Annotated in this window: 13 protein-coding genes; 7 read left to right on the forward strand and 6 right to left on the reverse strand. The window is 73.7% G+C overall.

What is annotated here, in order from left to right; all coding sequences use genetic code 11:
* Window positions 1-33: 33 nt before the first annotated feature.
* Window positions 34-228, reverse strand: coding sequence for a hypothetical protein (locus ACFYMM_RS24580; protein ID WP_388390004.1), 195 nt, complete (start codon window positions 226-228; stop codon window positions 34-36).
* A gap of 265 nt (window positions 229-493) precedes the next feature.
* On the opposite strand from ACFYMM_RS24580, the gene ACFYMM_RS24585 reads away from it, so the two are divergent.
* From ACFYMM_RS24585 to ACFYMM_RS24605, 5 genes are all read left to right on the forward strand, one after another.
* The gene (locus tag ACFYMM_RS24585) at window positions 494-886 is read left to right on the forward strand and encodes an ankyrin repeat domain-containing protein (RefSeq protein ID WP_388390006.1); all 393 of its coding nucleotides are present in this window, start codon (window positions 494-496) and stop codon (window positions 884-886) included.
* Between the two features lie 301 nt (window positions 887-1,187).
* A complete protein-coding gene (locus tag ACFYMM_RS24590) occupies window positions 1,188-2,618 on the forward strand; it encodes a HEAT repeat domain-containing protein (protein ID WP_388390008.1) in 1,431 nt (476 codons plus the stop codon).
* A gap of 128 nt (window positions 2,619-2,746) precedes the next feature.
* Window positions 2,747-3,874, forward strand: coding sequence for a glycosyltransferase family 4 protein (locus tag ACFYMM_RS24595; RefSeq protein ID WP_388390010.1), 1,128 nt, complete (start codon window positions 2,747-2,749; stop codon window positions 3,872-3,874).
* Window positions 3,871-5,040, forward strand: a complete 1,170-nt coding sequence (locus tag ACFYMM_RS24600) for a glycosyltransferase (protein ID WP_388390012.1) — start codon at window positions 3,871-3,873, stop codon at window positions 5,038-5,040. Before ACFYMM_RS24595 ends, ACFYMM_RS24600 begins: the two co-directional genes overlap by 4 nt.
* Window positions 5,037-5,894, forward strand: a complete 858-nt coding sequence (locus ACFYMM_RS24605; protein ID WP_388390014.1) for an SGNH/GDSL hydrolase family protein — start codon at window positions 5,037-5,039, stop codon at window positions 5,892-5,894. The genes ACFYMM_RS24600 and ACFYMM_RS24605 overlap by 4 nt, the downstream gene beginning before the upstream one ends.
* Before the next feature lie 16 nt (window positions 5,895-5,910).
* On the opposite strand, the gene ACFYMM_RS24610 is transcribed toward ACFYMM_RS24605, so the two are convergent.
* From ACFYMM_RS24610 to ACFYMM_RS24630, 5 genes are read right to left on the reverse strand one after another with little or no spacing between them, the layout of a single operon-like run.
* Window positions 5,911-6,780 (reverse strand): biotin-dependent carboxyltransferase family protein, encoded by an 870-nt coding sequence (locus ACFYMM_RS24610; protein ID WP_388390016.1) that lies wholly within the window; start codon window positions 6,778-6,780, stop codon window positions 5,911-5,913.
* Complete coding sequence (locus ACFYMM_RS24615) at window positions 6,777-7,403, reverse strand: allophanate hydrolase subunit 1 (protein WP_388390018.1); 627 nt, start codon at window positions 7,401-7,403, stop codon at window positions 6,777-6,779. Before ACFYMM_RS24615 ends, ACFYMM_RS24610 begins: the two co-directional genes overlap by 4 nt.
* A complete protein-coding gene (locus ACFYMM_RS24620; protein ID WP_388390020.1) occupies window positions 7,400-8,158 on the reverse strand; it encodes a LamB/YcsF family protein in 759 nt (252 codons plus the stop codon). The genes ACFYMM_RS24615 and ACFYMM_RS24620 overlap by 4 nt, the downstream gene beginning before the upstream one ends.
* Window positions 8,159-8,181: 23 nt before the next feature.
* The gene (locus ACFYMM_RS24625; RefSeq protein ID WP_388390022.1) at window positions 8,182-9,012 is read right to left on the reverse strand and encodes a putative hydro-lyase; all 831 of its coding nucleotides are present in this window, start codon (window positions 9,010-9,012) and stop codon (window positions 8,182-8,184) included.
* A complete protein-coding gene (locus ACFYMM_RS24630) occupies window positions 9,009-10,328 on the reverse strand; it encodes an MFS transporter (RefSeq protein WP_388390024.1) in 1,320 nt (439 codons plus the stop codon). Before ACFYMM_RS24630 ends, ACFYMM_RS24625 begins: the two co-directional genes overlap by 4 nt.
* 145 nt (window positions 10,329-10,473) lie before the next feature.
* Between ACFYMM_RS24630 and ACFYMM_RS24635 the strand changes: the two genes are divergently transcribed.
* Window positions 10,474-11,169 (forward strand): GntR family transcriptional regulator, encoded by a 696-nt coding sequence (locus ACFYMM_RS24635; RefSeq protein WP_388390026.1) that lies wholly within the window; start codon window positions 10,474-10,476, stop codon window positions 11,167-11,169.
* 154 nt (window positions 11,170-11,323) lie between these two features.
* Entirely contained in the window at window positions 11,324-12,850 is a 1,527-nt protein-coding gene (locus tag ACFYMM_RS24640; RefSeq protein WP_388390028.1) for a hypothetical protein, read from the forward strand.
* Window positions 12,851-12,877 lie beyond the last annotated feature (27 nt).

Here is a 12,877-nt window from a genome sequence, read left to right on the forward strand (position 1 = left end):
ACGGGTGGGCGCGTACGGGTGGGGCGGGCGGCGTCAGAACTTGATGCCGCCGAGGAGGCTCGCCAGACTCTCGCCGCCGGCCTTGATGCTCGGAGCGATGCCCGTGCTGGCCAGGTAGAAGCCGAACAGGGCCGAGGTGCAGGCGTGCGAACCCTTGAGGCCGTCCTTGCGGAAGAAGAGGAAGACGACGGTGCCGAGCAGCATGACGCCTGAGATGGAGAGGATCATTTGAGGTCTCCTGGTGTCGGGAGGGGACAGTCACCATGAGTACTTCCAGGATCACAGGATGTATCCATACGACAAAAGGTGCAACTGGGTGAATAGGGGACGATTTCCCTCGATTGACGGAGTCCCTCTCGGCCCGGTCGGCCCGGCCCGACGCTCTCGGCGGAGTCTTCCGTGATCTTTACCTCGGGCACATCGGGTCATGTGAGGCGGGAGCCAGTACCCTTGCGATTCACCTGAACGGTTGTAACGAGAGGCGGTCCGGCCGATGAGCGAAGCCCCCGACCCCGAGGTCGTGGAGCTGGCGACCAAGATCTTCGACCTGGCCCGCCGGGGCCGGACGGAGGAACTGGTGGCGTACGTCGACGCGGGAGTCCCGGCCGACCTCACCAACGACCGCGGCGACAGCCTGGTGATGCTCGCCGCGTACCACGGCCACGCCGACGCCGTCCGTGAACTGCTCGCCCGGGGAGCCGAGGCGGACCGGATCAACGACCGGGGCCAGACCCCGCTCGCCGGGGCCGTCTTCAAGGGTGAGACGGAAGTGATCAAAGCCCTTCTGGAGGCCGGCGCCGATCCCGCCGCCGGAACGCCCTCGGCCCTCGACACCGCGCGCATGTTCGCCAGGACGGAACTTCTCGAATTGTTTGGCGCACACTGATCCGAACGCTCTGACCAGGCACGACACACACAACGGGGGAGGCGGTAAAAGGCCGCCGGAAATACGGTCGCGGCAGGAGAAACCCGCGAGTCATCATGGCGTCGTGATTCACGGACGCGGTGGCTGGGCAGGTGTTGCCGCACCACGCGGGCCGTGATGCGGTCCGCATGGGCCACCTACGAGAGGCAGAGAGAAATGGTCTACAGCAAGCAAGAGACGGCGGGCGCCCCGACGTTGTGTCACGCGGCCAGGTAATGCGTGTTCCCCGGTTGCGTCGACGCTTGATGTGAGGCTGTTTCCCATGTTCGATCCGGTCATAGCGCCCAGCGGTACGCTGCTCGGCCTGCTCCAACGCGGCCGTGGCGACGGCACACTGCACGCGCTCACCGCCCCGCGCGCCGAAGCGCTGGCGGCCCTGAACCACTGTGTGCTGCGCGACCCCCGCCACGACTGGCAGGTGGAGAACCGCTCCCTCTACTACGCCCGCCTGTACCTGGACCTCAACGGCGAACTGGACGCCATCGAGGCGCACCTCTTCGACCCCGAGGACGTCCTCGACGCCGACGAGTCGCGTACCGGTCTGGCACTCGCCGTCCTCGGGCACCTCGCCTCCTACGGCAGGCTCGACGCCCTCGAACTGCTGCGCAGGTACGCCGCCCACGGCTCCAACTGGGCCTGGGCCCTGGACGAACTCGCGCTCCGTGACGACGACGCGGCGCTGCGTGCCCTGGCGGCGCCCGTGCTGGCCCGTTTCGCCACCGACGCCGAGGGCGAGGCCGAGCTGGCCGTCGCCGTACGGGACGCCTTCGAGCCGCGGCCGTGGCGCCTGTGGGCCGAGGATCCGCGCGAGTCGGTCGCCGCACGCGTGCGTGCCGCCCAGGAGGCCGGCTGTTTCGACCGCTGGCAGCGGCAGATGACCCCCGGCGGCCCTCGTCCCGGATGGAGCGTGCGAGCCGTGTTCGAGTGGGCCCAGCAGGGCGTCGAACGCGGGGCCGCGCTCCATGTCCCGGCCGCCCGCTGTCTGGTCGCCGTGGCCGGCCCCGAGGACCGGCCGGAGATCCTCCAGGCCGCCAAGGACGGCACGGAGGGGGCGCGCTGCACCGCCCTGCGCTATCTCGCCGAGAGCAACGACCCCGACGCCCTCGACCTGATCGAGACCGCCGTCCACGACGGGACGGCGCCCGTGGTGGAGGCGGCCGTCGGCGCCTTCGAACGGATGCGCAGCATCAGAGCCGTCGACCGCGCGCGCGGGTGGGCCCACCGGCCCGACGCCCTCGGCGCCGCCGCCGGACGCATGCTCGCCTGCCGTGGCGGAGCCCACGACAGCGACCTGGTCCTCGGCGCCCTGCGCGAGGCCGTGCGCGGCGAAGGACCCGACGCGCCGACCCTGTGGACCCTCGTCGACGGCGCCGGACGCCTCGGCATCGGCTGCGCCGCCCCCGTCCTGCGCCATGTCTACCGGGAGACCGCCTCCTCCCATCTGCGCGGCCGCGCGGCCCGTGCGCTGGCCGCCACCGACCCCTCCTTCGCCACCGGCTTCGCCGTCGAATGCCTCTGGGACTGCGAGGAGACCACCCGCGAACTCGCCGCCCGGCACGCCGAGACCGGTGACGCCCGGGTCGTCGAGCGGCTGCGCCGGCTCGCCGCGGATCCGGCCGAGGAGGCCGAAGTACAGACCGCCGTACGCAGCCGGATCGGACCGGACGGAGCGGGTCGGATGAACGCCGGGTGACCCGTGGGGCAGGAGGGCGTGGACGCCGCCCGACCTGCCCGGGTGCGCAGTGCGATGCTCATGGGACGTTCCCCGTCCGGAAAGATCCACGTTGACGCGGCCACGTCCGGCGCGGCGACAACACCGGTATGCGTGTCGTCATCGTGACCGAATCCTTCCCCCCCGACGTGAACGGCGTGGCCCACTGCGCGCTCCAGACCGCCCGGCACCTCGTGGATCGCGGTCACCATCCGCTCGTCGTCGCGCCGGCCACCGCGGCCGGCCACCAGCCCGACGCCCCGGCGCCGTGCCCCGTCATCCGTGTCCCCTCCCTCCCGCTCCCCGGCTACCCCCAGGTCCGCGTCGCCCTCCCCAGCCGACGCGTCGCCGCCGCCCTCACCGAGCACCGCGCCGACGTGGTGCACCTGGCCAGCCCCTTCGTCCTCGGCGTCCGCGGCATGACCGCCGCCGCCCGGCTCGGCATCCCCGCCGTCGCCGTCTACCAGACCGACCTGGCCGGATACGCCCGTACGTACATGGGTGCCGGCGGGGCCGCGGCCTGGCGCCGGATCCGCTCCGTCCACGCCGCCGCCGACCGCACCCTGGCCCCGTCCAGCGCCGCACTGCACGACCTGGAGACGCACGGTGTGCCCCGGGTGCGGCTGTGGCAGCGCGGCGTGGACACCGTCCGTTTCCGTCCCGGCCACCGTGACGAGGCGCTGCGCCGGGAACTCGCCCCGAACGGGGAGCTGATCGTCGGCTACGTCGGCCGGCTCGCCCCCGAGAAGCAGGTCGAACTTCTGTCCGGGGTCTGTGGCACGCCGGGCGTACGGGTCGTCGTCACGGGCGACGGCCCCAGCCGGCCCCACCTCGCCGAGGCCCTGCCGGGCGCGGTCTTCCTGGGCCGCCGCACCGGCGACGAACTGGCCCGGATCTTCGCCTCACTGGACGTCTTCGTGCACACCGGCCCCTTCGAGACCTTCTGCCAGACCGTCCAGGAGGCCATGGCCAGCGGTGTCCCGGTCGTCGCGCCGGCCGCCGGCGGGCCGCTCGACCTGGTCGCCCATGGCCGCACCGGCCTCCTGGTGCCGCCCCGCGACGCCCTCGCGGTGCGGGACGCGGTGCGGTCCCTGGCCGCCGACCCCGCGCTGCGGGCCGCCTACGGCACGGCCGGGCGCGCCACCGTCGAGGGGCGCACCTGGGCCGCCGTCGGCGACCAGCTGATCGCCCACTACGAGGACGTGCTCACCGCACGCCGGACGGCGGTGGCGGCGTGAGCGGCGAATCACTGCGGATAGTCCGGCTCGCCAACTTCGTCGCACCCGCCTCCGGCGGCCTGCGCACCGCCCTGCGCGAGCTGGGCCGGGGCTTCCGGGCGGCGGGCCACGACCCGGTGCTGATCGTGCCCGGCGAGCGGCACACCGACCGCGACACCGAGCAGGGCCGGGTCATCACCCTGCCCGGGCCGCTGCTGCCCGGCACCGGCGGCTACCGCGTCCTGACCGACAGGCGGCGCGTGGCAGCCCTGCTGGAGGAGCTGGCCCCGGACCGCCTGGAGGTCTCCGACCGTACGACCCTGCGCTGGACCGGCCGCTGGGCCCGCCGGGCGCGCGTCCCCTCCGTGATGGTCTCCCACGAGACCGCCGACGGGGTGCTGCGCACCTGGGGCCTGTCCGAGAACCTCTCCCGGCGGGCCGCCGACGCCCTCAACACCCGCACCGCGCACGTGTACTCGCGGGTGGTGTGCACCACCGAGTTCGCCGAGCGCGAGTTCGTGCGGATCGGCGCGCGCAACGTCGTACGCGCCCCCCTGGGTGTCGACCTGACGGAACGGCACCCCTCGCTGCGCGACGCCGGGCTGCGCGAGCGGTACGCGCGCGTGGACGAGACGCTGCTCGTGATGTGCTCCCGGCTGTCCGTGGAGAAGCGGCCTTCGACGGCCCTCGACGCTCTGGAGGCGCTGCTGCGGCGCGGGCGGCGGGCGGTCCTCGTGGTGGCCGGGGACGGGCCGCTGCGGGCGCGGCTCGAACAGCGGGCGCGGGAGCGGGGGCTGCCGGTGACCTTCCTGGGGCACGTCGCCGACCGGGGCCTGCTGGGCGCCCTGCAGGCCGGTGCCGACGTGTGCCTGGCGCCCGGACCTGCCGAGACCTTCGGGCTGGCCGCGCTGGAGGCCATGGCCTGCGGCACGCCCGTGGTGGCGAGCGCGTCGTCCGCGCTGCCGGAGGTGATCGGCTCGGCGGGGGCCACGGCTGCCGACCGGGGGGAGGCCTTCGCGGATGCCGTGGACACGCTCATGGAACGCGCCGTGGCCGAGCGCCGGGAGGCGGCACGCGCGCGTGCGGAGTGCTTCGGGTGGGGAGCGGCGGTGGAGGCGTTTCTGGCGGCGCACGACGCCGAGGCGACCGCCCCGTCCGCTCGTCCCGTCCCGGAGGGCGTGGCATGAGACCCCTCCGCTTCGTGGCGCTCGGGGACTCGCTGACCGAGGGAGTGGGCGACCCCGCGGGGGACGGCCGGCGAGGCTGGGCCGCGCTGCTGGCCGGCGGTCTCGCCGAGGACGCCGGCCGGACCGTGGAGTTCACCAACCTCGCGGTCAGCGGTGCCCAGACCCGGGACGTCCTGGAACGGCAGGCCCCGGCCGGCCTGCGACTGCGTCCCGACCTCGCGTCCGTCGTCATCGGCGTCAACGACACCCTGCGCCGCACCTTCGACATCCACACGGTGGCCGCACGCCTCGACCAGGTGTACGCGGCCTTCACCGGCCAGGGCGCGACGCTGCTGACGGCCTGCCTGCCCGATCCCGGCGCGATGCTCGGTCTCCCGGGCGCGCTGGCCGGCCCGCTGGCCCGGCGGCAGCGAGCGGTCAACGCGGTCGTCCACGCCCTGTCCGAGCGGTACGGCGCTCTCCATCTGCACGCCTCCCAGGGCGCCTGGCTCACCGACCGCGCATTGTGGAGCGCGGACCGGCTGCACCCCTGCGAACGCGGACACCGGCAGTTCGCCGTCCGCTTCCACGCGCTGCTCACCGAAGCGGGCCTGGCGACCGGGCCGCCGCCGTCGACCGAGCCGGAGTTCCCCGCGCCGACCAGAGCGGCCACCCTGCGGTGGCTCGCCACGGCCGGCACCGCCTGGGCGGTCCGGAGGTGCACCGACCTGCTGCCGCAGCTGCTGCGGCTGGCCGCCGACGAGATGCGGCACCGCGCGCGGGGCACCAGCGCCCGCCTGGACCTCAGCGCATCCGCCGCCGTGTCCGCGGCGCTGGCCGCGCTGTCCGTGGTGGAGTGGCCGGACCCGGCGTGAGGCGTGCCCGGCCGGTTCAGCGGCGGCGTACGGCCACGAAGCGCACCGCGGTCCCCGGGACCGCCTGTGCGGCCGCCGGGAGGTCGGCGGCGCGGACCACCGCGATCACCGGGTAGCCCCCGGTGGTCGGGTGGTCGGCCAGGAAGACCACCGGGCGGCCGTCCGGCGGCACCTGGACGGCACCGAGGACCATGCCCTCGCTGGGCAGTTCCCCCGGCCGGGCCCGCTCCAGGGCGGGTCCCTCGGTGCGCAGCCCGATGCGGTTGCTCGCCGACGACACCCGGAAGGTGCGCGCGGTGAGGTCGCGCAGGGCCCGGGGGGTGAACCAGTCGTCGCGCGGGCCGAGCGTGACCCGCAGGACGAGTTCTTCCGGCGGACACGGCTGCGGGGCGACGTCCACGCGCGCGGGCGCACCGGCCGGCGGCCCGAGGGGAAGCACGGTGCCGTCCGCGAGCGGCGCGGGGCCCAGGCCGGACAGCAGGTCCGTGGACCGGCTGCCCAGGACCGGCTCCACGGCGATGCCGCCCCGGACGGCCAGGTAGGCGCGTACTCCGCGGACGGCCGGGCCCACCTCCAGCACCTCGTCGGCGGGCACCACGACCGGGGCGCCCCAGGCCGCCGGGCGTCCGCCCACCGTGACGGGGCAGGGCGCGCCGCCGACCGCCACGGTAGTCGTGGAACGCGGCCGCACGGCGCAGCCGTTCAGGGTGGTCTCCAGGACGGCCGCGCCCAACGGATTGCCGGCCAGTCGGTTGACGAGCGCGGCCGCGGGCAGGTCCAGCGCCCCCGAGCGGGGCACACCGAGATGCGCGTATCCCGGCCGTCCCCGGTCCTGCACGGTGGTCAGCGCCCCCGCTCGTACGACCACCAGCGCGCGGTCGCTCATACGCCCTTCACCGCCCCCGCCGGTACGAAGCGCACTCGCGTCCCGGGCGACAGCAGCGCGGCCGGCACGCGCGCGGGGTCCCACAGCACCGCGTCCGTGGTGCCGATCAGCTGCCAGCCGCCCGGCGAGGAACGCGGGTAGACGCCCGTGTACGGGCCCGCCAGCGCCACGGCGCCCGCCGGGACGGCCGTGCGCGGGGTGGCCCGGCGCGGCACGTCGTAGTGGGCGGGCAGGCCGGTGAGGTAGCCGAAGCCGGGGGCGAACCCGCAGAAGGCGACCGTGAACTCATTGGCCGCGTGGATCCGCGCCGCCTCCCGCTCGGGCACCCCCCAGTGGGCGGCGACCTCGGCGAGGTCCGGGCCGTCGTAGCGCACAGGTAGTTCGACCAGTTCGGCAGCGGGCGGGGGAGCGGGCGGCACCGGCGAAGAGGTCAGTTCGGATGCCAGACGGACCGGGTCGTCGAGGCCGTCCAGCAGGACCGTGCGCGCGGCGGGGACGATCTCCCGGACGGCCAGGGAGCCCTCCGCGCGGCGCCGTACCAGCTCCGCGTGCAGGGCCCGGGCCTCCTCACCCGAGGCGACCTCGACGAGCAGCGCCCCGTCGCCGACGGGCAGCGCCCTCATGCGAAGGCCTCCACCGTCACGCCCGCCGCCACCAGCCGTTCGCGCACCCGGCGCGCCAGCTCCACCGCACCGGGCGTGTCCCCGTGCAGGCACAGCGAACGGGCGCGCACCGCGACGCGCGCGCCGGAGTGCGCGGTGACCGCGCCGGAGCGTGCCAGGTCCACCGAGCGCTCCACGACGGCCTCGGCATCGGTCAGCACGGCGCCGTCGAGGCCGCGTGGCACGAGCGTGCCCTCGTCCGTGTAGGCGCGGTCCGCGAACGCCTCCGTGACGGCGGGCAGTCCCGCCCTGCCGGCCAGCTCCAGCAGGCGGGAGCCGGGCAGGCCCAGCACGGGCAGCGAGCCGTCCGCCAGCAGCACACCGTCGACCACCGCGCGGGCCTGCTCCTCGTCGTGCACGACCCGGTTGTAGAGCGCGCCGTGCGGCTTCACATACGCCACCCGCGCGCCCGCCGCCCGGGCGAAGACCTCCAGGGCGCCGATCTGGTAGGCGACTTCGGCCGCCAGTTCGGCGGGCGGTACGTCCATCGCGCGCCGCCCGAACCCGGCCAGGTCCCGGTAGGAGACCTGGGCGCCGATCGTCACACCGCGCTCGGCCGCCAGCTCGCACACCCGGCGCATGGTGGCCGCGTCCCCGGCGTGGAAGCCGCAGGCCACGTTGGCGCTGGTGACGACGGACAGCAGCCGTTCGTCGTCGGTCAGCCGCCAGCGACCGAAGCCCTCGCCGAGGTCGGCGTTCAGATCGATCGAGGTCATGGAGGTTTCTTCCGATTCTTCTCTCAGGCCACGCGGTACTGCTCGTCGCGGGCGTCGGTGAGGAACATCTGGCCCGGTGCGTGCGTGATGGCGAACGGCGGGCGCGAGGCCATCACGGCCGCCTGCGGGGTCACCCCGCAGGCCCAGAACACCGGAATGTCGTCCGGGCCGGCGTCCACCGGGTCGCCGAAGTCCGGCCGGGCGAGGTCGTCGATGCCGAGTCCCGCCGGATCACCGCAGTGCACGGGAGCGCCGTGCACCGCCGGGAGCAGCCGGGTCTCCCGGATGGCGGCCGTCAGGTGTTCCGGCGGCACCGGGCGCATGGAGACCACCATCGGCCCGCGCAGCCTGCCCGCCGGCCGGCACTGACGGCCGGTGACGTACATCGGCACGTTGCGGCCCTGTTCGACATGCCGGATCGGCACGCCCGCGTCGCTGAGGGCCCGTTCGAAGGTGAAGCTGCACCCGATCAGGAACGACACCAGGTCGTCCCGCCAGTGCTCCCGCACGTCCGTCGGCTCCTCGACCAGCTCGCCGTCCCGCCAGACCCGGTAGCGCGGCAGGTCGGTGCGCAGGTCGGCGCCGTCCGCGAGGACGGTGGTGGCGGAACCGGCGTCGGTGACGTCGAGCACCGGACAGGGTTTGGGATTGCGCTGGCAGAACAACAGCATGTCGTACGCCCAGTCGGCCGGAACGCAGATCAGGTTGGCCTGGGTGTGACCCGCCGCGACCCCCGCCGTGGGACCGGCCAGGCCCTCCCGGAAGCGGGTCCGCGCGGTTTCCGGGCTCCACGCGTGCGCGTGCTCGTCGACCAGGGTCAGCGGACGGTCCTCGGTGCCGTTCAGCCGGGTCATGCCAGCTCCGTCCCACGCGTCTCCGGCAGACCGAGCAGCGCCAGCGCCGCCAGGCCGTAGCCGATCGCGCCGAAGACCAGCGCGCCGCCCACTCCCCAGCTGTCGGCCAGGAAGCCCACCAGGGTGGGGAACACCGCGCCCACCGCGCGGCCCGTGTTGTACGTGAAGCCCTGTCCGGTGCCGCGCACCGCGGTCGGGTACAGCTCGCTCAGGTAGGAGCCGAAGCCGCTGAAGATGGCCGACATGCAGAAGCCGAGCGGGAAACCGAGCACCAGGAGCAGGGTGTCGGCGCCGTGGGGGATGTTCGCGTACGCCAGGACGCAGACCGCCGACAGAAGCGCGAAGAGCCAGATGGTGCGCCGGCGGCCCAGCCGGTCGGTGAGGTGACCGCCGGTCAGATAGCCGAGGAAGGCACCGGAGATCAGGAACGTCAGATAGCCGCCGGTGCCGACGACCGACAGACCGCGCTCGCTCTTGAGGTACGTCGGCACCCAGGTCGCCAGCGTGTAGTAGCCGCCCTGCACGCCGGTGGACAGCAGGCTCGCGAAGACCGTCGTGCGCAGCAGCCCCGGTGATCCGGCCGTACCCGGCCGGAAGATCGCGGCGAACGAGCCGCGCCCCGGGCTCCGTTCACGCACCGCCCTCGCCTCCGGGGCGTCGTGCACGCGCCGCCGCAGCCACACCACCAGCAGCGCGGGCAGCGCGCCGGTCCAGAACATCACGCGCCAGGCCAGGTCGTCGCCGAGGAAGGAGAAGACCAGCGTGTAGACGATCGCCGCCAGGGCCCAGCCGACCGCCCAGGAACTCTGGACGGCGCCGAGCGTACGGCCCCGGTGCCGGGCGCTCGCGTACTCGGCGACCAGGATCGCGCCGACCGCCCACTCCCCGCCGAAACCGAGACCCTGCAGGGCACGGAAGACCAGCAGGGTCTCGAAGTTCGGCGCGAAGCCGCACGCCACGGTGAACACGGCGTAGGTGATCACGGTGATCATGAGGGCCCGGACCCGCCCGAACCGGTCCGCCACCATGCCCGCCACCGCACCGCCGACCGCGGAGACCACCAGGGTGACCGTGGTGAACAGGCCGGTCTGACCGCTGTCCAGGCCGAAGTACGCGGAGAGCGCGACCATGCTCAGCGGCAGCGTGAAGTAGTCGTAGGAATCCAGGGCATATCCGCCGAAAGCTCCGGCGAAGGCGTGGCGGCCTTGCGGGCCGAGGGCGCGCAGCCAGCCGAACGCGCCGTCGACGGCGGTGTGTTCACCTCCGGCCGGGTGCCGGTCGGAGTTCAGGGCCTGCGGTGGAGGGGTCGTGCTCATGGGCACCTCGCAGTTGAGGGACGGAGGTTGCGGGAGATGAGCGGTGTCGTGAGCTGTGTGCTGCGTGCAGCACCGTAGAGGATCGTTCAACGATCCTTCAATACCCCTGTTGTCTCGTTCCGGTGTCTGCGGTTGAATTCCGGGCATGGCAGAGCAGCTCGCGGGACTGGCCGACGACCGCGCCCTCCTGGGGCGCACAAGCACCGCCGAACGGGTCTCGGACATCCTCAGAAGCCGTATCGCCGAGGGCTACTTCCCGCCGGGCACCCGTCTGTCGGAGGACAGCATCGGCGGTGCCCTCGGCGTCTCCCGCAACACCCTGCGCGAGGCGTTCCGGCTGCTCACCCACGAGCGCCTGCTCGTCCACGAGCTGAACCGCGGGGTGTTCGTCCGGGTCCTGACCGTCGAGGACGTCGAGGACATCTACCGCACCCGGGCCCTCGTCGAGTGCGCCGTGGTCCGCGGGCTCGGCGAGCCGCCGTACGCGCTGCGGGAGCTGACCGCCGCGGTCACCGAGGGACAGGTGGCGGCCGTCGCCAATGACTGGAAAGCGCTGGGTACGGCCAACATCCACTTCCACCGGGAACTCGTCGCCCTGGCCCGCAGCGAACGCACCGACGAGCTGATGCGCAGCGTCTTCGCCGAACTGCGCCTGGCCTTCCACGTCGTCGACGACCCGCGCGCGCTGCACGAGCCCTACCTCGCCCGCAACCGCGAGATCCTCCAGTGCCTGGAGGCGGGCGACAGACGCACCGCCGAGCGCCTGCTGGAGACGTACCTCACGGACTCGCTCGAGCGGGTCGTGGAGGTCTACCGACGCCGCGTGGACGGCGCCCCCTAGAAGGCTCACCAAGATCTTCATGAGCCTTCCAGGCAGGAGGGGAGCCGCGCGCCCGGCACCCACCGGCCCGCGCCCGCACGGGCTCCGCGGGACCCCGGCGGAGCCACCGGCGTCGTTTGGGCCGTTGTCAGACCGAGGACCTAGTCTGTGCACCGTGACTTCGCCTGCATCGACGGACAGCGTTCCGCCCCAGCTCAGCGCGGGGCCGCGCCCGGCGCCGGGCCCGGCCGCCGACGAGGGGCTGGCGCGTCGGCTGCGCGCGCTCGCCTGCACCGCGCCGCTGCACGACCTCGACGCCCGCAAGGCGAACCTCGCGGGCGAGTACTCGGTGTACGGCATGGCCGAGGTGGCCCTGGCCGCCATCGACCTGGTCACCCTCAACATGGACTTCGACACCGGCGCCGAGAACGAGCAGATCGTGGCCCGGCTCATCCCGCGCATCGCCGCCCAGGCCCCCCGCCGGCCCGTGGCCGAGCACGAGCGCGTGGCCCGCTGGGTCATGGAGAACCTGATCAACGTCGGCAGCGTGGACCGCGGCTTCCGCGCGGTGTACGGCACCTTCGCACCCGACGGCACCTACGTCCGCCGTGACTACGACTTCAAGCTGATCGAGGAGGTCCCCGGCCCCGGCGGCACGGTCTACCTGCGCACCACCGACGAGGCGGTCAACGTCTTGGTCGGCGCCCTGGACACCGACGTCACCAGCGCCCAGATCGCCGCGGAGGTCAAGCTGGAGGTGCTGATCAACCGCGGCCGCCTGGCCGACGCCCAGCTCGCCGCCGAGCAGGCCCGCTATCGCACCGTGCAGTACTCGGAGACCCTGCGCCGCGCCCTGGAGGCGACCCGGCGCAACGTCCGCGCGGTGGACTGGCTCAACGCCGTGCCCGACATGATCGCCGAGGCCCTGGACCACGTGGCCGACCGCTACCGGCACGAGAACGCGATCCTCACCAACATCCGCAAGGCCCGCGACGAGACCGAGGACGCCGAGCACAAGCGCCGCGCCGCCGAACTGGTCGACATCGTCAAGGACTGCATCCGCCGCCACACCCAGCTGCAGTCGCGCCTGCTGGAGGCCGGCCCGCTCTTCCGCGCGGAGCAGGACCGGCAGGCCTTCGCCACGCCCCTGACGACGTCCGGAACAGACCTGTACGGCCATCTCGTCGCCCCGCTGCTGCCGCTGCCCGTGGAACAGGCCATCCGGGTCACGGACGCCTTCTTCGCGCGCGGGACCGGACTGCGCACCCCGGTGTCGGTCCGGGTCGCCGATCTCGTCGACATCCTGCTGACACCACCGCTGGAGCGCGAACACCTGGGCGCCGAGATGCCCGAACCCGACCTGATCGCCACCCCGGACGACAGCCGGTTCAGCGAGGAGCAACTGGCCACGGCGACGCAACTGCTGGACCTGCCGGCCGACGCGCCGCGCCGGTTGTCCGGGCTGCTCGCCGAGGCCCGGCGCCAGGACCCCGAACTGCCCTACCTGGTGGCCCTGCTGGCGGTGCACGCGGCCAGCCCCCCGGTCGGCACCGCCTACCGGCAGGGCGAACAGAAGCTGCTGTTCGCCGTCGACGACGGCACCGAGCTGGACGATCCCGAGTTCGGCGGGGCCGATCTCATCGTCGGAACCGCCCTGTTGGACGCGGCCGGGATGGCCGCGGACAGGACCGAGGCGGCGTGAACCGAGCCGACCGCATGTACGCACCCG

This window comes from Streptomyces sp. NPDC006739, from assembly GCF_042869815.1.
In the GTDB taxonomy this organism is placed as follows: domain Bacteria; phylum Actinomycetota; class Actinomycetes; order Streptomycetales; family Streptomycetaceae; genus Streptomyces.

Excerpts from the sequence above, each read along its gene's own strand:
- ACFYMM_RS24610 (WP_388390016.1), bottom strand. The coding sequence starts at position 6,780 with ATGAGCGACCGCGCGCTGGTGGTCGTACGAGCGGGGGCGCTGACCACC.
- ACFYMM_RS24630 (WP_388390024.1), bottom strand. The coding sequence starts at position 10,328 with ATGAGCACGACCCCTCCACCGCAGGCCCTGAACTCCGACCGGCACCCG.
- ACFYMM_RS24580 (WP_388390004.1), bottom strand. The coding sequence starts at position 228 with ATGATCCTCTCCATCTCAGGCGTCATGCTGCTCGGCACCGTCGTCTTC.
- ACFYMM_RS24615 (WP_388390018.1), bottom strand. The coding sequence starts at position 7,403 with ATGAGGGCGCTGCCCGTCGGCGACGGGGCGCTGCTCGTCGAGGTCGCC.
- ACFYMM_RS24585 (WP_388390006.1), top strand. The coding sequence starts at position 494 with ATGAGCGAAGCCCCCGACCCCGAGGTCGTGGAGCTGGCGACCAAGATC.
- ACFYMM_RS24590 (WP_388390008.1), top strand. The coding sequence starts at position 1,188 with ATGTTCGATCCGGTCATAGCGCCCAGCGGTACGCTGCTCGGCCTGCTC.
- ACFYMM_RS24625 (WP_388390022.1), bottom strand. The coding sequence starts at position 9,012 with ATGACCCGGCTGAACGGCACCGAGGACCGTCCGCTGACCCTGGTCGAC.
- ACFYMM_RS24620 (WP_388390020.1), bottom strand. The coding sequence starts at position 8,158 with ATGACCTCGATCGATCTGAACGCCGACCTCGGCGAGGGCTTCGGTCGC.
- ACFYMM_RS24605 (WP_388390014.1), top strand. The coding sequence starts at position 5,037 with ATGAGACCCCTCCGCTTCGTGGCGCTCGGGGACTCGCTGACCGAGGGA.
- ACFYMM_RS24635 (WP_388390026.1), top strand. The coding sequence starts at position 10,474 with ATGGCAGAGCAGCTCGCGGGACTGGCCGACGACCGCGCCCTCCTGGGG.
- ACFYMM_RS24595 (WP_388390010.1), top strand. The coding sequence starts at position 2,747 with ATGCGTGTCGTCATCGTGACCGAATCCTTCCCCCCCGACGTGAACGGC.